The sequence below is a fragment of the Variovorax sp. FG153 genome (assembly GCF_057809595.1).
The window spans coordinates 96,420-115,782 of the sequence record NZ_JBMDKG010000027.1; the positions used below are offsets into that span (position 1 = coordinate 96,420).

At 71.3% G+C, this 19,363-nt stretch carries 20 protein-coding genes; 12 read left to right on the forward strand and 8 right to left on the reverse strand.

Annotated features, from left to right (window positions below; genetic code table 11):
* Positions 1–79 precede the first annotated feature (79 nt).
* Positions 80–484, reverse strand: a complete 405-nt coding sequence (locus ACODT0_RS25890; RefSeq protein WP_489042634.1) for a zinc ribbon domain-containing protein — start codon at positions 482–484, stop codon at positions 80–82.
* Between the two features lie 36 nt (positions 485–520).
* Between ACODT0_RS25890 and gorA the strand changes: the two genes are divergently transcribed.
* On the forward strand, positions 521–1,879 hold the full coding sequence (gorA, locus tag ACODT0_RS25895; RefSeq protein ID WP_489042635.1) for a glutathione-disulfide reductase: 1,359 nt from the start codon (positions 521–523) through the stop codon (positions 1,877–1,879).
* An 8-nt stretch (positions 1,880–1,887) separates the two neighbouring features.
* Here gorA and ACODT0_RS25900 read toward each other — a convergent pair whose 3' ends face one another.
* Positions 1,888–2,790, reverse strand: coding sequence for a ketopantoate reductase family protein (locus ACODT0_RS25900; protein ID WP_489042636.1), 903 nt, complete (start codon positions 2,788–2,790; stop codon positions 1,888–1,890).
* 55 nt (positions 2,791–2,845) lie between these two features.
* Entirely contained in the window at positions 2,846–3,760 is a 915-nt protein-coding gene (locus ACODT0_RS25905) for a LysR substrate-binding domain-containing protein (RefSeq protein WP_057592576.1), read from the reverse strand.
* Positions 3,761–3,945: 185 nt separating this feature from the next.
* On the opposite strand from ACODT0_RS25905, the gene ACODT0_RS25910 reads away from it, so the two are divergent.
* The 7 genes from ACODT0_RS25910 (at position 3,946) to ACODT0_RS25940 (ending at position 10,886) form a co-directional block, all read left to right on the forward strand.
* Positions 3,946–4,722: an ABC transporter permease gene (locus ACODT0_RS25910; protein ID WP_489042637.1), complete on the forward strand. Its 777-nt coding sequence runs from the start codon at positions 3,946–3,948 to the stop codon at positions 4,720–4,722.
* Entirely contained in the window at positions 4,719–5,747 is a 1,029-nt protein-coding gene (locus ACODT0_RS25915) for an ABC transporter ATP-binding protein (RefSeq protein ID WP_489042638.1), read from the forward strand. Before ACODT0_RS25910 ends, ACODT0_RS25915 begins: the two co-directional genes overlap by 4 nt.
* Positions 5,748–5,775: 28 nt before the next feature.
* A complete protein-coding gene (locus tag ACODT0_RS25920; RefSeq protein ID WP_489042639.1) occupies positions 5,776–6,852 on the forward strand; it encodes an extracellular solute-binding protein in 1,077 nt (358 codons plus the stop codon).
* 10 nt (positions 6,853–6,862) lie between these two features.
* Positions 6,863–7,684 carry an ABC transporter permease gene (locus ACODT0_RS25925; RefSeq protein WP_057592579.1) on the forward strand — a complete coding sequence of 274 codons (822 nt, stop codon included), beginning with the start codon at positions 6,863–6,865 and terminating at the stop codon, positions 7,682–7,684.
* Positions 7,635–8,183, forward strand: a complete 549-nt coding sequence (locus ACODT0_RS25930; RefSeq protein ID WP_261212290.1) for a TIGR00725 family protein — start codon at positions 7,635–7,637, stop codon at positions 8,181–8,183. The genes ACODT0_RS25925 and ACODT0_RS25930 overlap by 50 nt, the downstream gene beginning before the upstream one ends.
* Before the next feature lie 45 nt (positions 8,184–8,228).
* Positions 8,229–9,746, forward strand: a complete 1,518-nt coding sequence (locus ACODT0_RS25935) for an AMP nucleosidase (RefSeq protein ID WP_489042640.1) — start codon at positions 8,229–8,231, stop codon at positions 9,744–9,746.
* 147 nt (positions 9,747–9,893) lie between these two features.
* Positions 9,894–10,886: a Bug family tripartite tricarboxylate transporter substrate binding protein gene (locus ACODT0_RS25940; RefSeq protein ID WP_489042641.1), complete on the forward strand. Its 993-nt coding sequence runs from the start codon at positions 9,894–9,896 to the stop codon at positions 10,884–10,886.
* A 12-nt stretch (positions 10,887–10,898) separates the two neighbouring features.
* Here the strand turns inward: ACODT0_RS25940 and ACODT0_RS25945 are convergent, their stop codons facing one another.
* The gene (locus tag ACODT0_RS25945) at positions 10,899–11,600 is read right to left on the reverse strand and encodes an ArsR/SmtB family transcription factor (RefSeq protein ID WP_057592581.1); all 702 of its coding nucleotides are present in this window, start codon (positions 11,598–11,600) and stop codon (positions 10,899–10,901) included.
* 82 nt (positions 11,601–11,682) lie between these two features.
* Between ACODT0_RS25945 and ACODT0_RS25950 the strand changes: the two genes are divergently transcribed.
* Positions 11,683–12,861 carry a cytochrome P450 gene (locus ACODT0_RS25950; protein WP_489042642.1) on the forward strand — a complete coding sequence of 393 codons (1,179 nt, stop codon included), beginning with the start codon at positions 11,683–11,685 and terminating at the stop codon, positions 12,859–12,861.
* A 16-nt stretch (positions 12,862–12,877) separates the two neighbouring features.
* On the opposite strand, the gene ACODT0_RS25955 is transcribed toward ACODT0_RS25950, so the two are convergent.
* Entirely contained in the window at positions 12,878–13,858 is a 981-nt protein-coding gene (locus ACODT0_RS25955; RefSeq protein WP_489042643.1) for a flavin-nucleotide-binding protein, read from the reverse strand.
* An 11-nt stretch (positions 13,859–13,869) separates the two neighbouring features.
* Positions 13,870–14,517, reverse strand: coding sequence for a glutathione S-transferase family protein (locus tag ACODT0_RS25960; protein ID WP_261212282.1), 648 nt, complete (start codon positions 14,515–14,517; stop codon positions 13,870–13,872).
* 120 nt (positions 14,518–14,637) lie between these two features.
* Between ACODT0_RS25960 and ACODT0_RS25965 the strand changes: the two genes are divergently transcribed.
* Positions 14,638–15,528: a LysR family transcriptional regulator gene (locus tag ACODT0_RS25965; protein ID WP_422098290.1), complete on the forward strand. Its 891-nt coding sequence runs from the start codon at positions 14,638–14,640 to the stop codon at positions 15,526–15,528.
* A gap of 9 nt (positions 15,529–15,537) precedes the next feature.
* Here the strand turns inward: ACODT0_RS25965 and ACODT0_RS25970 are convergent, their stop codons facing one another.
* Complete coding sequence (locus ACODT0_RS25970; RefSeq protein ID WP_057592586.1) at positions 15,538–16,212, reverse strand: hypothetical protein; 675 nt, start codon at positions 16,210–16,212, stop codon at positions 15,538–15,540.
* On the reverse strand, positions 16,209–17,084 hold the full coding sequence (locus ACODT0_RS25975; protein ID WP_261212277.1) for a hypothetical protein: 876 nt from the start codon (positions 17,082–17,084) through the stop codon (positions 16,209–16,211). The genes ACODT0_RS25970 and ACODT0_RS25975 overlap by 4 nt, the downstream gene beginning before the upstream one ends.
* 241 nt (positions 17,085–17,325) lie before the next feature.
* On the opposite strand from ACODT0_RS25975, the gene ACODT0_RS25980 reads away from it, so the two are divergent.
* Positions 17,326–18,300 (forward strand): ATP-binding cassette domain-containing protein, encoded by a 975-nt coding sequence (locus ACODT0_RS25980; protein WP_057592588.1) that lies wholly within the window; start codon positions 17,326–17,328, stop codon positions 18,298–18,300.
* 55 nt (positions 18,301–18,355) lie between these two features.
* Entirely contained in the window at positions 18,356–19,198 is an 843-nt protein-coding gene (locus ACODT0_RS25985; RefSeq protein WP_489042644.1) for an ABC transporter permease, read from the forward strand.
* Positions 19,199–19,363 lie beyond the last annotated feature (165 nt).

Sequence of the window (19,363 nt, forward strand, 5' to 3'; positions counted from 1 at the left end):
TCCCCTCGGGACACGGACGGTTGCCGCGGATGGCGGCCACCGATTCTCGCGCCTCGGCGCGAGGGGCGGCGCCCGCGCCTCAGCCGCGCGGCGCCGTGTCCGAGGCCTGCCCGCACTGGGCGCAGAAGCGCGCACCCGCCGCCAGCATGCTGCCACACTGCCGGCAGGCCACCGGCTGCAGCGAGTTGCCGCATTGCTGGCAGAAGCGTGCGCCCGCCGCGTTGGCGGCACGGCAGGCGGGGCAGGCGATGCCGCCCGGCCCCTGTCCTTGACCCTGTCCGTATCCGCCATGCGACCCATGATGACCGCCGCCATGCCGCGCGCCACGATGTCCGCCGAAAAGCCGTTCCAACATGCCCATGTCCTTCTCCCTGGTCGTTGCGGCCCGCGGCCACCGCCGGCGGCGATGTAGCTCCGCGAAGCCCGGTGCCAGTGGAATCCCTGAAGCAGCTTCAGGGTCAAGCCCCGCCGGCTGCACCGTCATCGAGGCACCGCTACAGTCGGCGGCCAAGGAGCCCCCATGTCCACATTCGACTTCGATCTCTTCGTCATCGGCGGCGGCAGCGGCGGCGTGCGCGCCGCGCGCATGGCCGCGCAGACCGGTGCCCGCGTCGGCCTGGCCGAGGCCGCCGAACTCGGCGGCACCTGCGTCAACGTCGGCTGCATTCCCAAGAAGCTCTACAGCTACGCGGCCGGCTATGCCGAGTCCTTCGAGGAAGCCGCGGGCTACGGCTGGCAGCTGCCCGGCGAGCCGGTGTTCGACTGGTCGCACCTGAAGTCGCAGCGCGCCAAGGAGATATCGCGGCTCAACGGCATCTACGCATCGCTGCTCAAGAACTCGGGCGTCACGCTGGTCACGGGCTGGGCCCAGCTCGCCGATGCGCACACGGTGGAGGTCGACGGCAAGCGCTACACCGCGCGCCACCTGCTGGTGGCCACCGGCGGCACGCCCTTCGTGCCCGACATCCCGGGCCGCGAGCACATCGTGACCTCCGATGCGATGTTCGACCTCGACCCGTTCCCGCGCCGCCTGCTGGTGGTGGGCGGCGGCTACATCGCCTGCGAGTTCGCCTCGATCTTCAACGGGCTCGACGCGAAGGTCACGCTGCTGCACCGCCGCGCACACCTCTTGACCGGCTTCGACGACGACGTGCGGCAGTTCCTCGCCGGCGAGATGGGCAAGGCCGGCGTCGACGTGCGCCTGAACTGCGAGGTGGCCTCGGTCACGCGCACGGCCGACGGCCTGGTGGCCACGCTCGCGCGCGGCCAGCAGATCGAGGCCGACACGGTGCTGTTCGCCACCGGCCGCGTGCCCAACACGCAGGGCCTGGGCCTCGAGGCCGCGGGCGTGGCGCTCGACGAGCGCGGCGCGATCGCGGTCGATGCGCACTACCGCAGCTCGGTGCCCTCGATCTACGCCGTGGGCGACGTCTCCACGCGCGTGCAGCTCACGCCGGTGGCGCTGGCCGAGGCGATGGTGGTGGTCGACGAACTGTTCGGCAAGGGCGAGCGCCGGCTCGACTACGAGTTCATTCCCACCGCCGTTTTCACGCACCCGAACATCGGCACCTGCGGCTACGGCGAGCTCGACGCGCGCGCGAAGTTCGGCCAGGTCACGGTGTTCTCGAGCGAGTTCAAGTCGCTGCGCCACACGCTGTCGGGCCGCAGCGAGCGCACCTTCATGAAGCTGGTGGTCGACACCAAGAGCGACCGCGTCGTGGGCCTGCACATGGTGGGCGCCGACGCGGGCGAGGTGGTGCAGGGCTTCGCGGTCGCGATGCGCGCGGGCGCCACCAAGGCGATGTTCGACAGCACGGTGGGCATCCACCCGACCGCGGCCGAGGAGTTCGTGACGATGCGCGAGCCGATGCCGGGCTGAGGCCCGGTTCAGGCCTGCGCCGGCTTGTCCTCAAGCAGCCGCACCAGCGTCCACAGCAGCCGGTTGGCCGGCACCGGCACGCCCAGCGCCTCGCCGCGGCGCAGCACGAAGCCGTTGAGATGGTCGATCTCGCTGCGCTTGCCGCGCGCGAGGTCCTGCGCGGTGGAGGAGAACTGCGCGGGCATGGTGCGCGCGATGCCCGCCACCGCGGCATCGATCTCGCCCGGGATCGTCACGCCCTCGGCCCGCGCGACCGCTAGGCATTCGGCCACCACGTCGCGCAGCACGCCGGGCACGCCCTCGTTCTTCACCAGCACGCCGTAGGGCAGCTGCGTGATCGCCGACAGCGCGTTGTAGGCGCAGTTGAGCACCAGCTTGGCCCACAGCGCGCCGCGCACGTTGTCGGAGATCTCGGTCGGCACGCCGGCCGCGCGCAGCGCCTGCGCCACTTCCTCGCCGCGGGCCGAGGGCGCGATCACGAGTTCGCCGCGGCCGTTGTGCTTGACGTGGCCCGGGCCCGCCATGCCGGTCGCGACATAGACCACGGCCGCGGCCACCTCGTGGTCCCGCAGCACCGAGCGCGCGCGCTCGTCGTTGTCGACACCGTTCTGCAGCGTGAGCACCAGCGCGCCGGGCGCGAGGTGCGGCGCGATCTGCGCGGCCGCGGCCTCGGTGTCGGTCGACTTGACGCAGAACAGCACCAGGTCGGCGCCCCGCACGGCATCGGGCTCGGTGCTCGCGGCCATGGGCACGTGTTCGTCGAAGGTCTGGGCCTCGAGGCGCAGGCCGCTGGCCCGTACGGCCTCCACGTGCGCGGGCCGGCCGATCAGCACCACCTCGTGGCCCGCGCGCGCCAGCATGGCACCGTAATAGCAGCCGACCGCGCCGGCGCCCATGACTGCGACTTTCATCGATGCATCGTCCTTGTCGTGATGAGGGATGGCGAGCGTAACCACTCGCGCGATTTCATGCCTCGGCCTCCACGCCGCGCGACTTCTGGCCCTCGTCGAGCAGCCAGGCGCGAAAGGCCGCGAAGGCCGGCAGGTCGAGCCGGTCGGGCCGATAGCAGAGGTAGTGGCCCTGGTTCACGCCGACCGGCGTGCCGCAGGGACTCAGCAGCGAGCCCTCGGCGAACTCCTCCTGCACCAGCAGCTTCGGCACCAGGCCGATGCCCAGGCCGTTGAGCGCGGCCTGGATCAGCGCCGAGTACTGCGCGAAGCGCGGGCCGGCCACGGTCTGCACCTCGGGCACGCCGTGCTGCGCGGCCCACTGGCGCCACGCGGTGGGCGCGCCCTCGTGGTGCAGCAGCGTGTGGCCGAGGATGTCGGCCGGCTGCGCGATGCGGTGCCGCCCCTCGACCAGCGAGCGCGCCACGATCAGCACGAACTCGCGGCCCGCGATGTATTCGGACACCACGCCGGGCCAGCCGTCGGGCCCGTAGCGGATCGCCGCGTCGACGCCGGCCGGAATGCCGTCGCTGGGCTCGAGATGGCGGCTGAAGCTCAGCATGACGTGTCGGCTCTTCTGGCTGAAGGCCGGCAGCCGCGGGATCAGCCACTTGGTGAGGAAGGTGGGCACGCTCGCGAGCGTGAGCAGGCCGGCGCCGGCATCGCCCGAGCGCGCCTCGAAGGTGGCGGTCTCGATCGCGCGCAGGCCGCCGGCGATCTTCTGCCAGTAGACGCGGCCCTGCGGCGTGAGCTGCACGCCGCGCCCGTTCTTCTGCAGCAGGGCGCGGCCGAGGAAGGCCTCGAGCCCCGCGATCTGCTTGCTGACCGCGCTCACGGTGATGCACAGGGCGCCGGCCGCGAGCGTCAGGCTCTCGTGGCGCGCCACCGCGTCGAAGGCCAGCAGCTCCTGGATGGTGGGGCAGTCGCGCTTCATGCATGGCTCCGGTTGATGAAAGTTCGGTGAAAAACAGTTGCCAACAGCTCAAGTGTCGTCATCCAACTTTCACCCATGAATACGAAGGCGCTTCCTAGAATTCAGGCCGATGCGGCGGAAGACCCGGCGCAGACAGTAGCGCATCCGGAAAGTATGCCGGCCGCGCGTGACACGGAGACACACCCTTGGTTCGCGGCATCTCGCTCCTCTACGGCCTGTACCTGCTGCTGCCCATCGCCCTGCTGCTGATCGGCAGCGTGGGCGGCAACTGGACCAACACGCTGCTGCCCACGGGCCTCACCGGGCAGTGGTATGTCGACCTCTGGCTCGACACCTCGTTTCGCAAGGCCTTCGTGAGCAGCCTGGTGGTGGCGCTCTCGGCCTGCGCGATCAACACCGTGCTGGCGCTGCCGCTGGCCTATGCGCTGTATCACGGCGCGCGGCGCGGCGGCAGCCTGGCGGCGCGCATCGTGAGCGCCACGCCGGTGGCGGTGCCGGCGATCACGCTGGCCTTCGGCTACATGATCGTGTTCAACACCGACCTCGCGCCCTGGCTGGGCTCGATGCCGCTGTTGATCGCGGCGCACGCGATCCTCACGCTGCCCTACCTCACGAACACGCTGCTGACCGACCTGCGCCACCTCGACCTGGACCGGCTCGAGCAGGCCGCGGCCACGCTCGGCGCCACGGGCTGGCAGCAGTTCAACGGCATCGTGCTGCCGAGCCTGCGCCAGAGCCTGATCAGCGGGCTGGTGATGGTGGCGGCGATCTCGGTCGGCGAGTTCGGCGTGTCGAACCTGCTCACCAGCTTCCAGAACCGCACCTACCCGGTGGTGCTGCTGCAGGCCTTCTACGGCGCCACGGGCTTCGCCTGCGCGGCCACCGTCATCCTCCTGGTGCTGGCGAGCGCGTCGGCGCTTCTTTCCTCCTCCCTGGTGAAGCAACGCGCCGTCACGCCATGAGCCTCCTCCTCGACACGGTCAGCTACAACTACCCCGGCAGCACGCACGGGCTGCACGAGGTCTCGCTCGACGTGCGCACCGGCGAGCTGGTCGCGGTGATCGGGCCCAGCGGCTCGGGCAAGTCCACGCTGCTCAAGCTGGTGTCGGGCCTCGAGACCGGCCACACGGGCCGCATCGCGCTCGACGGCGAGGACATGTCGCGCACGCCGGTGCACCGGCGCCACATCGGCATGGTGTTCCAGAGCTATGCGCTGTTCCCGCACCTGAGCGTGCTCGACAACGTGGCCTACGGCCTCAAGCTGCGAAAGGTGGCGACCGCCGAGCGCCGCCAGCGCGCGCAGGCCCTGCTCGACACCGTGGGCCTGGGCGAGTACGCACAGCGCGCCGTCGCGCAGCTCTCGGGCGGGCAGCAGCAGCGCGTGGCGCTGGCGCGCGCGCTCGCGATCGACCCGCGCGCGCTGCTGCTCGACGAGCCGCTGTCGGCGCTCGATGCCAGCGTGCGCGGCCACCTGCGCGACCAGATCCGCGCGATCCAGCAGCGCTTCGGCGCCACCACCTTGCTGGTCACGCACGACCAGGAAGAGGCGCTCGCCATGGCCGACCGCGTGGCGATGCTCAAGGATGGGCGGCTGCTGCAGATCGCCACGCCGCGCGAGATCTACGAAGAGCCCGCGAGCCGCGCGGTGGCCGAGTTCGTCGGGCTCTCGACGATCCTGCCGGCCAAGGTGGCGGGCCTCAACAAGCTGGACCTGGGCTTCGCCCAGCTCGCGGCGCCCACCGGCATGCGCGCGCCCGGCACCGCGCTGCACGTGCTGGTGCGGCCCGAGCACATCGCGGCCGATCCCGCGCCCGGCACGCCGAACCGCATCGCGGGCCGCTGCGGCGCGCAGCGCTACCTGGGCTCGCTGACGCGCTACGACTTCGAGGTGCCGGGCGCGCCCAGGCCCTTTCTCGCCGAATCGGCGCGGCCGGCCACCGAGGCCATCGCGATCGCGCCCGAACACCTTCGCCTGCTCGACCACTGACATCCCTTCCTCCCAAGGAGCCACTTCCATGCAACGCAGACATCTGATCCAGGCCGCCGGCGCCCTGCCCGTGCTGGCGCTCGCGCGCACCGCCTTCGCCTTCGACGGCCCCGAGCTCTACGCGGGCGAGAAGGCGCTCTATGCCGAGGCGCAGAAGGAAGGCCTGTGCGTCTCCTTCGACACCGGCCCCGAATGGGCCAACTGGAAGTCGCTGTTCCGCGACTTCAAGAAGCGCTATCCCGAGATCGAGCTGACCTACAACGACATCGGCTCGGCCGCCACCGTGGTCGCGCTGGAAAAAACGAAACGCCGCCCGCAGGCCGACACCGCCTACTACTTCGCGGCCTCGGCCGTCGATGCCGCGAAGAAGGACGTGGTCGCGCCGTTCAAGCCCGTCAACTTCGACAAGCTGCCGGCCGTGTTCCGCGAGGCCGAGGGTCGCTGGTTCACCATCCACACGCTCAACATCGCGTTCCTCGTGAACAGGAAGCTGGTGAAGAACGTGCCCACCGGCTGGGCCGACCTGCTCAAGCCCGAGTTCAAGAGCACGGTGGTCTACCTCGACCCGCGCTCCACCGGCATCGGCCAGGTGCTGACCTTCGCCGCGGCCTATGCCAACGGCGGCGGCGTCGACAACGTGCAGCCCGGCACCGACTACCTCGGCAAGCTGCATGCGGCCGGCAACGTGCTGCGCGTGGAAGGCACCACGCCTTACGCCAAGTTCCTCAAGGGCGAGATCCCGGTCTGGATCAGCTACGAGAACGACGGCCTCAAGGCCAAGCATGTCGACAGCATGGGCGACGCGGTCGAGGTCGTGATCCCGAAGGAGGCCAGCGTGGCCGCGCCCTATGCGATCAGCCTGGTGAAGAACGGCCCGAACCCGAACGCCGGCAAGCTGTGGCTCAACTTCATCATGAGCGAGGCCGGCCAGTCGCTGTTCGCGCAGGGCTTCGTGCGGCCCGCGGTGCCGGGCACGCCGCTGTCCGCCGACGTCGCCGCGAAGATGCCGGCCGCGCCGCAGATCCGCCCGCTCGACGTGGTGAAGGCCTCGGAGCGCAAGGCCGAGCTCGACAAGCTCTGGGCCCAGGCCGCGCTGGGGAAGTAGGCGCTTCGTGATGAGACGCTTCGGTGCCTGGCCCGCCTGGGCCTTCATGGCGCTGTTCTTCGCGGTGCCGCTGGCTGCGCTGCTGCCCGAGGCCTTCGCCGAGCGCGGCAGCGCCTTCGGCCGGCTGGTCGGCAACCCGCTGTTCTTCGGCGCGCTGCGCAACACGCTGGCGCTCGGGCTGGCGGCGGGCGCGGTGTCGGCGCTGGTCGGCACCTGCATCGCGATCGAGCTCGCGCGCCAGCCGGCCGCGCGGCGCCAGTGGCTGATGACCCTGCTGGGCCTGCCGCTGGCCTTCTCGGGGCTGGTGATCGCCTACGGCTTCATCCTGGCCTTCGGCCGCGCGGGCTTCGTGACCCAGCTCATGGCCGGGCTCGGCGCCGATCCCGCCGTGCTCGGCAGCTGGATCTACAGCGTGTCGGGCCTGGGCTTCGCCTATGCCTACTACCTGATCCCGCGCGTGGCGCTGTCGCTGTACCCGGTGTTCGCCAACCTCGACCCGCGCCCGGCGCAGGCCGCGCGCACGCTCGGCGCCTCGCGCGCGCGGGCCTTCTGGGACACGGTGCTGCCCGAGGTCGCGCCCTCGGTGCTGTCGAACGCCTGCATGGTGGCCGCGATCGCGATGGGCACCTACGGCACGGCGCTGGCGCTGGTGGGCACGCAGCTCAACATCCTGCCGCTGATGCTCTTGGCACAGGTGGGCGACGGCGGTTCCGATTTCGCGGTGGCGGCGGCGCTGTCGCTGGTGCTGATGGTGGTGTGTGTGATCGTGATGGGAGTGGGCGATGTGCTTGCGCGAAGGCGTGAACGCGGTGCGGTCGGCGCCGGTCATTGAGGCGCTCGCGCGCCTCGCGCAGCGGCAGCGCGGGCCCGAACGCCATCGCCAGCCGGTGGCGATCATCGGCCCCGGCGATGGCGGGCCCGCCGAGTGCGAGGCCGCCTATGCGGTCGCGCATGCACTGGCCGGCGCCGGCATGGCGGTGGTGTGCGGCGGACGCGGCGGCGTGATGGCCGCGGCCTCGCGCGGCGCCGCCGAGGCCGGCGGCATCGCCGTGGGCATCCTGCCCGAGGACGACGACCGCAACGCCAACGAATGGCTCGGCGTGGCCATCCCCACCGGCATGGGCGAGCTGCGCAACGGCATCGTCGCGCGCAGCGGCCTGTGCCTGGTCGCCATCGGCGGCAACATGGGCACGCTGTCGGAGATGGCGATGGGCCTGAAGTGGGGCAAGCCGGTGTTCGTGATGCACGGCGACATCGCGCTGCCGGGCGCGGTGCCCGCGGCGGATGTGGACGACATGCTCGCGAAGGTGCTGGGCTGCCTGCTGGCCTGAGGCTCCAGCCCGCGAGCGGTCACGACGGCATTGCACAATGCCGCCATGCCCTACATGCCCCCCTTCGTCGCACCCGCCCGCTTCACCGACGCCGCCGCCGCGCTCGACCAGGTGAAGGCCATCTACCAGGGCGGACTCGCCCATCTGCGCGAATCGATGCTGCGCTTCGTGGACGGCGACGAGCTGCCGGGCCGCGTGCGCGCCTGCTATCCCTTCGTGCGGGTCCACACCCACACGGTGGCGCGCCACACGCCGCCGGCCAATGCCGGCCTGAGCTACGGCTTCGTGGCCGGGCCCGGGCGCTACGAGACCACGCTGACGCGGCCCGACCTCTATGCGCGCTACTACCTCGACCAGTTCCGGCTGCTGCTCGAGAACCACCAGGTCGAGCTCGAGGTGGGCACCAGCACGCAGCCGATCCCGATCCATTTCTCGTTCGCCGAGAACGACCACATCGAGGGCACGATGAGCCCCGAGCGGCGCGCGCTGATGCGCGACGTGTTCGACCTGCCCGACCTGGGCGCGATGGACGACGGCATCGCCAACGGCACCTTCGAGGCGCTGCCCGGCGAGGCGCAGCCGCTGGCGCTGTTCACGGGCGCGCGCGTCGACTACTCGCTGCACCGGCTGCGCCACTACACGGGCACCCTGCCCGACTGGTTCCAGAACTTCGTGCTGTTCACCAACTACCAGTTCTACATCGACGAGTTCGTGCGCCTGGGCCACGAGGCGATGGCCGACGAGCACAGCGAGTACATCGCCTTCATCGAGCCCGGCAACGTGGTGACGCGCCGGCGCGGGCTCTCGGCCGGCGCCTGCGCCACCTTCGGCCACCTGCTCGACGGCAGCCAGGGCACGGCGCCGCCGCGGCTGCCGCAGATGCCGGCCTACCACCTGGTGCGCGAGGACTGCAGCGGCATCACCATGGTCAACATCGGCGTCGGCCCGGCCAATGCCAAGACCATCACCGACCACATCGCGGTGCTGCGCCCGCATGCCTGGATGATGCTGGGCCACTGCGCGGGCCTGCGCAACACGCAGCAGCTCGGCGACTACGTGCTGGCCCACGCCTACGTGCGCGAGGACCACGTGCTCGACGAGGAGCTGCCGCTGTGGGTGCCGATCCCCGCGCTGTCGGAGATCCAGCTCGCGCTCGAGCAGGCGGTGGCCGACGTCACCAAGTGCGAGGGGCCCGAGCTCAAGAAGATCATGCGCACCGGCACGGTGGCGAGCACCGACAACCGCAACTGGGAGCTGCTGCCCGGCAACCAGCCGCAGCGCCGCTTCAGCCAGAGCCGCGCGGTGGCGCTCGACATGGAGAGCGCGACCATCGCGGCCAACGGCTTCCGTTTCCGCGTGCCCTACGGCACCCTGCTGTGCGTCAGCGACAAGCCGCTGCACGGCGAGATCAAGCTGCCCGGCATGGCCAACCACTTCTACCGCGAGCGCGTGGAGCAGCACCTGCGCATCGGCATGCGCGCGATCGAGATCCTGCGCCAGGAAGGCTCGACCCGGCTGCACAGCCGCAAGCTGCGCAGCTTCGCGGAAGTGGCGTTCCAGTAAGGCCGCGTCGGCCCAAAGCGTGACTTAGTTCCGCATTCGGCAGGGCCGAGGGCCCATTCCCCGGGTTTTCCCCTGGGTGCCTGTCACCGACACGACAGGCGCCTTGCGCCATCATTTGTTTACCTTTTTAGACAATCGGAAACAAACATGCCGCACCCGACCGCCCTGCCGCCTTCGCCCGGACGCCGGCGCTTCCATGCCTGGCTGGGCGCGATGGCCGTGCTGGGAACGGGGGCCGTGCGCGCGGCCGAGCCGCAGCTGACCGCGAAGCTGCGCATCGTGATCCCCGCCAACGAGGGCGGCGGCTGGGACCAGACCGGCCGCGCGCTCGGCGCCGCCATGCTGGCCTCGGGCGCGGTGGGCGACGTGGTCTACGAGAACATCGGCGGCAAGGGCGGCACCATCGGCCTCGCGAAGTACGTCGAGAAGTACGACGCCGATCCCGACGCGATCCTGATGAGCGGCATGGTGATGGTCGGCGCGGTGGCGCTGCAGAAGCCGGCCGTGACGCTGGCCCAGGTGGCGCCGGTGGCGCGCCTCACGAGCGACTACGAGGTGGTGGCGGTGCGCGCCGATTCGCCGATCAAGACGCCCAAGGACCTGATCGCCCAGTTGCGCGCCGACGCCGCCAGGACGGTGATCGCTGGCGGTTCGGCTGGCGGCGTGGACCACATGTACGCCGGCATGCTGGCGCGCGTGGCGGGCAACACCGCGGCGCTGGTCTACCAGCCGCACCCGGGCGGCGCGCAGGTGGTGGAGTCGCTCGAGTCGGGCAAGTCGGCGGCCGGCATCTCGGGCTACAGCGAATTCAGCGAGGCCCTCGCGAGCGGCAAGCTGCGCGCCATCGGCGTGTCGGCCAGGCGCCCCTTCCTCGGCATCCCCTCGGTGCGCGAGCAGGGCGTGGACGCCGACCTCGCCAACTGGCGCGGCGTGCTCACCGGCAAGAAGGTGACGCCCGAGCGGCGTGCGGTGCTGCTCGAGGCGGTGCGTCGCGCGACCGTGGCCGACCTCTGGCAGAAGACCATCCGGAAGAACAACTGGGACGCTTACTGGATGGCGGGCAAGGACTTCGAGGGCTTCCTCGAGCTCGACACCGCGATGGCGGGCCCGCTGATCTACCTGCTCAAGCTCAAGGCCTGATTCGAGGCCCGATCAGGCACCCGCGAACAGCTCGGGCATCTCGCGCACGGCCTTGGGCGTGAGCGCGAGCGCGCGGCCGTCGAGCTCCTGGCGCACCCAGCCGCGTTTCAGCGAGAGCTGCAGCCACGCGGCGCCGAGCGCGCCGCCCAGGTGCGGGCGGCGCTCGCTCCAGTCGAGGCAGGCGCAGGCGAAGCGGCGGCGCGAACGCCGCACCGCGTCGACCTCCACGCCCAGGCTCTCGAGCGCGACCGCGCCCTCGGTCGTGAGTTCGTAGGAGCCGCTCGCGAGGCCGCTGAGCCAGCCCTGCGCATGCAGCCGGTCGTGCAGCGCGACGCCCGCCGTGCCGGCCATGTGGTCGTAGCAAGTGCGCGCGCTGCGCAGCCGGCTCGGCGTGCTGGGCTTGAACCCGGCCACGCGCGGCGCGCCGGCCACCACCATCAGGCCTTCGAGCGCGGCCGCCACGTCGTCGTCGGCGAGCCGGAAGTAGCGGTGCTTGCCCTGCACCAGCAGCGCGACCAGCCGTTCCTCCTTGAGCCGCGCGAGGTGCGCGCTCGCGGTCGAGGGCGCGACCTCGGCCACGGTCGCGAGCTCGGTGGCGGTGCGCGCATGGCCGTCCATCAGGCAGCTGAGCATGCGGGCGCGCGCGGGCTCGGCGATGGCGCCGGCGAGGCGGGCGAGCTGGAGGTCCGGGTTCGCGGAGGCGGCGGTGTTCATGCGGCGATCCTAAGGCGCCATGCCATCCCACACTTCGACCGCGAGCGAAGTGTGGCGGACACGGGCGGCGCAGACTTCGGCCATGAGCACGCCGCACCCCACCCTCGAGACGATGCCCCCGGCCGACCCCGTCAAGGCCGTCGTGCATCCCGATCCCTATCCCTACTACGCCACCCTGCGCGACGGCCCGCCGCTGGCCTGGAACGCCACGCTGCGCCTGTGGGTCGCGAGCCGCGCCGAGGTCATCGAGACGCTGCTGCAGGTCCACGGCGCGCTGCGCGTGCGCCCGGCCGCCGAGCCGGTGCCGCGCGCCATCGTCGGCCAGCCCGCGGGCGAGGTCTTCGGCCACCTGGTGCGCATGAACGAAGGCGCGGCGCACCAGGCGCACCGGCCCGCGCTGCAGCGCGCGCTCGCGGGCCTCGACCTGCAGGGCGCGCATGCCACCGCGCTCGAAACGGCCGCGCTCACGCGCGCGCTGCCGCTGTCGGACGCGCTGTTCTCGATCCCGCTGCGCGCGGTGGCGCGGCTGCTGGGCTTCGGCGATGCGGCGCTGCCGCGGGTCGACGGCTGGATGCGCGACTTCGTGGCCTGCCTGTCGCCGCTGTCGAGCGAAGCGCAGCTGCGTGCGGCGAGCGTTGCGGCGGCCGCGCTGATGACGCGCTTCGAAGCCCTGGTGGCCGACGCACCGGCCGCGCGCGGCACGCTGCTCGCGGCGGTGCGCGAGGCCGAGCCCGCGGGCACGCCGCCCTCGCGCGCGCTGCTCGCGAACCTCGTCGGCCTGCTGTCGCAGACCTGCGATGCCACGGCCGGCCTGGTCGGCAACGGCCTGATCGCCTTGCGGCGCGAACCGGCCGCGCGCGAGGCGGCCGCCACGCGCGACGGGCTGCAGATGGTGGTGCAGGAGACCGCGCGCCACGATCCCTCGGTGCACAACACGCGGCGCTTCGTGGCCGAGCCGGTGGACATCGCGGGCACGACGCTGGCCGCGGGCGATGCGGTGCTGCTGGTGCTGGCGGCCGCGAACCGCGATCCGGCCTTCAATCCCGAGCCCGATCGCTTCCAGCCGCTGCGCGCGCGGCGCCGTATGCTGGGCTTCGGGCATGGCCTGCATGCGTGCCCGGGACAGGCGCTGGCCTGCACGCTCGCGGCGGCCGGGCTCGAGGCCCTGCTGCGCGAGCGCCGCGCCGAGGTCGAGCGGCTGCTCGAGCGCGGCTGGCGCTATCGGCCGTCGGTCAACGGGCGCATTCCGCAGTTCGACTGAACACGGCGCCCGGTACTCAGGCCGCTGCCTCGGCCCACTGCCCCATGCGCTCCAGGAACGGCGACAGCTGCGCCGCGCCCCAGCGCAGCGGCAGCGCGCCGGGCCGGCGCAGCACCTGCTGCACGCGCAGCCGCAGCAGCCGCTCGGCGCCCTCGAAGGACGCGAGCTCGGGCCCGTCGATCACGATCTCGGCCGTGGCCGCGACATGCAGCATCTCGCCGCTGTCGAAGTCGACGAACAACAGACCCGCGCGCGGATAGGCCAGCAGGTTGCCCAGGGTGTTGAAGAAGCGGTTGCCGGTGAAGTCGGGCACCGTCAGCACACCGCCGCCGATGTCGTCCACGCGCACGAAGCCGGGCCGGCCGCCGCGGTGCGAGACGTCGACGCCGCGCGCGCTGGCATCGACCTCGTCGCCGCCGATGGCCGCGCTCGCGGGATGGGCACTCGCGATGAACAACGTGTCGGCGCGCCGGATCAAGGCGCGTGCCGCGTCGTCGAGCCCATCGAGCCGCTGCACCGCCGCGGGCGCCGAGGCCGGCGGCCGGTAGACGGGCTCGCGCGCCTGGATGTACTTCGGGCAGTTGCCGAAGCTCTGCTGCACCTCGAGCGTGAAGCCCGCCGCGTCGAGCGCCTCGACCGTGCCGTTCATGCGGTTGCGCCGCCGCGTGTGCGGCTGGATGCCGAGCAGCCCGAGCGTCGCGCCGTCGCGCAGCGAGGCCGCGAGCGGATCGCCGGCATCGGGCAGCGCATCGATGCGCAGGTGCGCCGGGTCGGGCGAATGCGCGAAGCCGGCCGGAGCGGCCAGCATGCTGGCCCAGGGCTGGCCCTGTGCGTCGATGCTGCCGGTGACGAGAAAGGGCAGCAGCGCGAAGAAATCGCGGTGCTGGTCGGGCATGAAGTCGCGGATCACGCGCGGCCCCGCCATGGCCATGACCTCGCGCGAGCCGGCCTGCAGCTGCATCGCGCGCTCGCCGGCGTGGAAGGGGATGTCGATCATGGCGAAAGCTCTCAGGCGGCCCGCGCGACCGGCGAGCGCACCATCGGCACGAAGCCCGGCAGCGCCTCGACGCGCGCGAGCCACCGCCGCACGTTCGCATAGGCATCGAGCGGCACGCCGCCCTCGGGCGCATGGGCCACATAGGCGTAGTTCGCGATGTCGGCCAGCGTGACCGATTCGCCGGCCAGGAAGGGCTGGGCCGCGAGATGCTGCTCCATCACCTCGAACAGCGCATGGGCGCGCTTGCGCACCTCGCTCGGATCGTCGGGCCGGCCGAACAGCGCGTAAACGCGCGCGGCCGCCGGCCCGAAGGCGAGCTGGCCCGCGGCCACCGAGAACCAGCGCTGCACCTGCGCCGCGCCGTAGGCATCGCGCGGCATCCAGCGGCCGGGGTCGGGGGCATAGCGCTCGTTGAGGTAGACCAGGATCGCGTTCGAGTCGGCAAGCGTGAGCTCGCCGTCCTCGATCACCGGCACCTGGCCGAAGGCATTGCGCGCGAGGAAATCGGGCGCGCGGTTGGCGCGGGCGCGCATGTCGATGTCGATGGCCTCGAAGGGCAGGTCGAGCAGCGTCAGGAACAGGCGCACGCGATGCACGTGGCCCGAGACCGGCGTGCCGTAGAGCTTGATGGGCCGGGCCGGTTGGCGGGGAGCGGTCATGGGCGGAATCCTCGAAGTGATGGCGTCGGCATCGATTCTTCGCTCTTGCGTCGATCGGATAAATACGCATCCCCGGATTTGACTGCTGCGTTTTTTGGATGAATCCGATCTAATCGCCCGATGGATCGCTTCAAGGCCATGCAGACCTTCGTGCAGATTGCCGACCAGGGCAGCCTGACCCGCGCCGCCGAGGCACTCGGCAGCTCGCTGCCTGCGGTGGTGCGCGCGCTCGCGGCGCTCGAGGCGCACCTGGGCGTGCGGCTGTTCCATCGCACCACGCGGCGGCTGTCGCTGACCGAGGAAGGCCGCCACTACCTGCCCGCCGCGCGCGAGGTGCTGCTGGCGGCCGATGCCGCCGACCTCGCGCTGCAGGCCGAGGCGCGCGAGCCCGAGGGCCGGCTCGCGATCACCGCGCCGGTGCTGTTCGGCCACATGTACGTGGCGCCCGCGATCACGCGCTTCATGCAGCGCCATGCGCGCGTGCGCTGCAGCGTGCTGCTGTACGACCGCACGGTGAACCTGCTCGAGGAAGGCATCGACGTCGGCATCCGCATCGGCAGCCTCGAAGATTCCTCGCTGGTCGCGCAGACCCTCGGCAGCATCCGCCGCGTGGTGGCCGCGAGCCCCGATTACCTGAAGCGCCACGGCACGCCACGCCATCCGCGCGACCTGGCCGGCGCGCCCGCGGTGCGCGGCCGGATCGACGCGCCCGCGCAATGGAGCTTTCACGAAGGCAGCCGCACCATCCATGTGGCGACCGTCACGCGGCTCGAGTTCAACCACCTCGCACCCGCCGTCGAGGCCTGCGCCGCCGGCATGGGCTTCGGCACCTTCTTCTCCTACCAGGTGCTGCCGCTGGTGGCGCAGGGCCGGCTCGCGCTGGTGCTCGAGGACTTCGAACCGCCGCCGCGCCCGGTCAGCGTGGTCTATCCGAACGCGCGGCTGCTGCCGGCGCGCACGCGTGCTTTCATCGACTGGATGAAGGACGAGTTCACCGGGCTGCGGATGTAGCCCTGTCGCTCAGGGTGCCTCGGGCGGCAGCGGCCGGCCGTCGCACAGCCGCTCGGCGTCGTTGACCATGCCGCGCACCGCTTCCTCGAGGCCGAGGTTCAGCACCGTCATGAACTCGCCGTTGGCGCTGGCCCAGTTGGCGCGCGTGCCCATGCCGTGGTACTGGCGCGAGACGGTGGCGCCGCCCGGCAGCCGATAGTCGACCTTGATCGCCACGTGCGACACCAGGTTGAGGTCGACCGACCAGGCATGCGCGAGCCGCAGCGAGACCTCGGCGCCGAGCTGGCGGCGCGCCAGGCCCGCGGCCGGCGGCGCGGCCGCGAGCGTGTCGAAGCCGTAGCGGCGCGTGGCCAGCAGCGCGTCGCGCACCCAGGGCACGGCATCGCCGCCGCGCAGCGACTCCACGCGGCGCGGCGTGGCATGCACCGTCGGCATCATGCGCGTGAGGTTGCCCATGTGGCTCTTGTTGCGGCGGATGTCGTCGACGCGCGCGACGAACAGCGTGCAGCGCTGCGCGATGCGGAACGCCAGCACCGGTGCCTCGTCGGGCCGCTGCCCGGGCTCGGGCGAGGACTCGAAGACCATGCTCAGCGGCTCGTTCTCGTCGACCGCGTGCGCCCAAGGCGTCAGCGCGCAGGCCAGCAGCACGAGCGCCGCGGTGCGATGGAAGCGAAGCCGCGTCATGGCACGGTGCTCCGGATCGAATACAGCGCCTTGTCCTCGTCGCGGAACAGCACGCGCGGCGCGCCGGCCTGCGTGTCCTCGATGCCCTGGCCGCCGATCACGACCCAGGTGCCGTTGACGTTGAAGCGCGCGGTCTTCACCGGCCCCGCGCGCGCGCCCGCGATGTCGAGCGCGAACAGGCGCAGGGTCTGCATCACCGAGTCGCGCATCACGGCGCGCAGCGCCTGCCCATCGTTGGCGACCAGACGCCGCACCACCGTGGGCCGCGTGCCGCCGCCGATCGGCGACTGGTAGATCGCGCCCGCGCGGTAGACCGGCTCGCTGCCGCCACCCTGCCACAGCAGCGCGGTGGTGCGCGTGGTGAAGGCACCGAGCCCCGGTTCGAGCGCGTACTGCAGCAGCAGCACGAGGTAGGCGGGCCCGTTGCGCGTGGCCGCGATGCGCGCCTCGTGCTGCGCCTTGGGCGGCATCGCGGGCAGCACCTGCGCCGAGGCGATGCGCAGCGGCGGATGGAGGCCGGTGGCACCGATCTCGCCGAGCGCGATGCCGGCCTCGGTGCGGTAGTCGTAGTCGAGCAGCGGCCCGACCGTGGCGCCGACCTCGGCGCTCATTTCCTTCTGCCGCGCCTGCTGCACCGAGGAGTCGATCAGCGCGCCGATCATGCCGCCGCCGAGCGCCGCGGCCGCGCCGGGCGGCTGGGCCGAGAACATGAAGCTCTCCTGCGCGACCACCACGCGCACGTCGACCTCGGGCAGCTTCGCGCGCTCCGCCGCGCCGATCGAGCGATGGAAGGGCGCGCAGGCCGCGAGCAGCGCGCTGCACAGCACGAGCAGCAGCGCACGCCAGGGCCGCGACGCGGTCGACGCCGTCATCGGCCGCGGCCCCGGAGGAAGAAAGTGCACGGCCTGTGGCGGGTCTGCATGGAAGTTCGGACGAAAGGATGCGTGGACGGAACGCGGCCGGGGCCGGCGAAGCCGCGATTGTGTATCGCTCGCGCGCGCCGTGGACTCGCGATGAACCCTGGTCCTCCGACGGACGGCGCCGCGCGCCGGCCTGCGTCAGAATCGTCGCGTTCCGCGGCCCTCCTCGTCTTTCTCCTTCCAGGTCCAGCCCGTGTACTCCTCCTCCCAAGCTGCCGTTCCCCCCTCGCCGGCCGCCGCGCCCGCCGCGCCGCTCTTTCGCGTGGCGAACCTGCGCAAGCGCTACGGCGACACCACGGTGGTCGACGATCTCTCGTTCGACATCGCGCCCGGCGAATGCCTGGGCGTGATCGGCCCGAACGGCGCCGGCAAGACCACCACCATCCGCATGTGCCTGGGCCTCACCGCGCCCGACGGCGGCAGCATCGAGGCGCTGGGCCTGCAGATGCCGCGCGACGCGCTCGCGATCAAGGCGCAGCTCGGCGTGGTGTCGCAGTTCGACACCCTCGACCCCGACTTCAGCTGCGCCGAGAACCTCGTGGTCTACGGCCGCTACTTCGGCTTCGCGAAGAAGCAGGTGCGCGAGCGCGTGCCGCAGCTGCTCGAGTTCGCGGCGCTCTCGCACAAGGCCGATGCCAAGCCCGGCGAGCTCTCGGGCGGCATGCGGCGCCGGCTCTCGCTGGCGCGCGCGCTGGTCAACGACCCCAAGCTGCTGCTGCTCGACGAGCCCACCACCGGCCTCGACCCGCAGGCGCGCCACCTGATGTGGGAGCGCCTGCAGGTGCTGCTGCAGCAGGGCAAGTCGATCCTGCTGACCACCCATTTCATGGACGAGGCCGAGCGCCTGTGCTCGCGCCTGCTGGTGCTCGACCACGGCCGCAAGATCGCCGAGGGCCGCCCGCGCGACCTGATCGCCGAGCACCTCGAGCCCGACGTGGTCGAGGTCTACGGCAACGGCGCGCTCGCGCTGGCGAACGTCGACGCGCTGCGCGCCCTGGCCGCGCGCGTGGAGGTCAGCGGCGAGACGGTGTTCTTCTACACGCAGGACGCGCGCCGCCTGCTCGAGGCGCTGTCGCAGCACCCGGGCCTGCGCACCTTCCACCGGCCCGCGAACCTCGAGGACCTGTTCCTCAAGCTCACGGGGCGGCAGATTCGCGAGGACGGCTGACGCCTGTGACGCGCCACGCCACGAGAACATCAGAGACACCCACCGATCGCATCGCATGACCACCCCGACCCTCGCCACCGAGCCCTCCTCTTCTTCGCCACCCTCGCCTTCCGCGTGGCGGCCGCCCCAGCTGTCGATGCGCTGGTGGCCCGTGTTCCTGCGCAACCTGCTGGTGTGGCGCAAGCTCGCGATCCCGAGCCTGATCGGCAACATCGCCGAGCCGCTGATCTGGCTCGTGGCCTTCGGCTACGGCATGGGCGCGCTGGTGGGGCAGGTGAGCGTGGGCGAGACGAAAGTGCCCTACATCCTGTTCCTGGCGAGCGGCTCGATCTGCATGAGCGCGATGAACGCGGCCTCGTTCGAGGCGCTGTACTCGGCCTTCTCGCGCATGCACGTGCAGAAGACCTGGGACGGGATCATGAACGCGCCGGTGGGGCTCGACGACATCGTGCTGGCGGAGATGCTGTGGGCGGCGTTCAAGTCGATCTTCACGGTGACGGCGATCCTGTTCGTGATGCTGGGGCTGGGGATCAGCCACAGTCCGAAGCTGTTCGTGGCGTGGCTGGTGCTGGCGGGGGCGGGGGTCACGTTTTCATCGATCGCGCTGATCTTCAATGCGATGGCGAAGGGGTATGACTTCTTCACCTACTACTTCACCTTGTTCATGACGCCGATGATGTTCTTGAGTGGGGTGTTCTTTCCGCTCGAGCAACTGCCTGGGGCTGTGCAGGTGGTGGCTGGGTGGTTGCCGTTGGCGAATGCTGTGGCGTTGGTTCGGCCCTTGTTCATGGATCAGTGGCCTGTGGGATGGGTTCGGCATGCTTGTGTGCTGGCTGTGTACGCGGGGGTGGCGTTTTGGGTGGCGTTGGCTTTGACTCGGAAGAGGTTCAGGGCTTGATTGGCGTTGCTCTTGTGCCGAGGGCGTGCTTTTTTGTTTAGGCCGTAGGCCGGGTCTCGCCCCGGCGGGCGACTCACTTTTCTTGTCTCGCCAAGAAAAGTAAGCAAAAGAAGGCGACCCCACTGTCTGCGACCCTCCGCTTCGCTACGGGCAACCTGCGGTGCT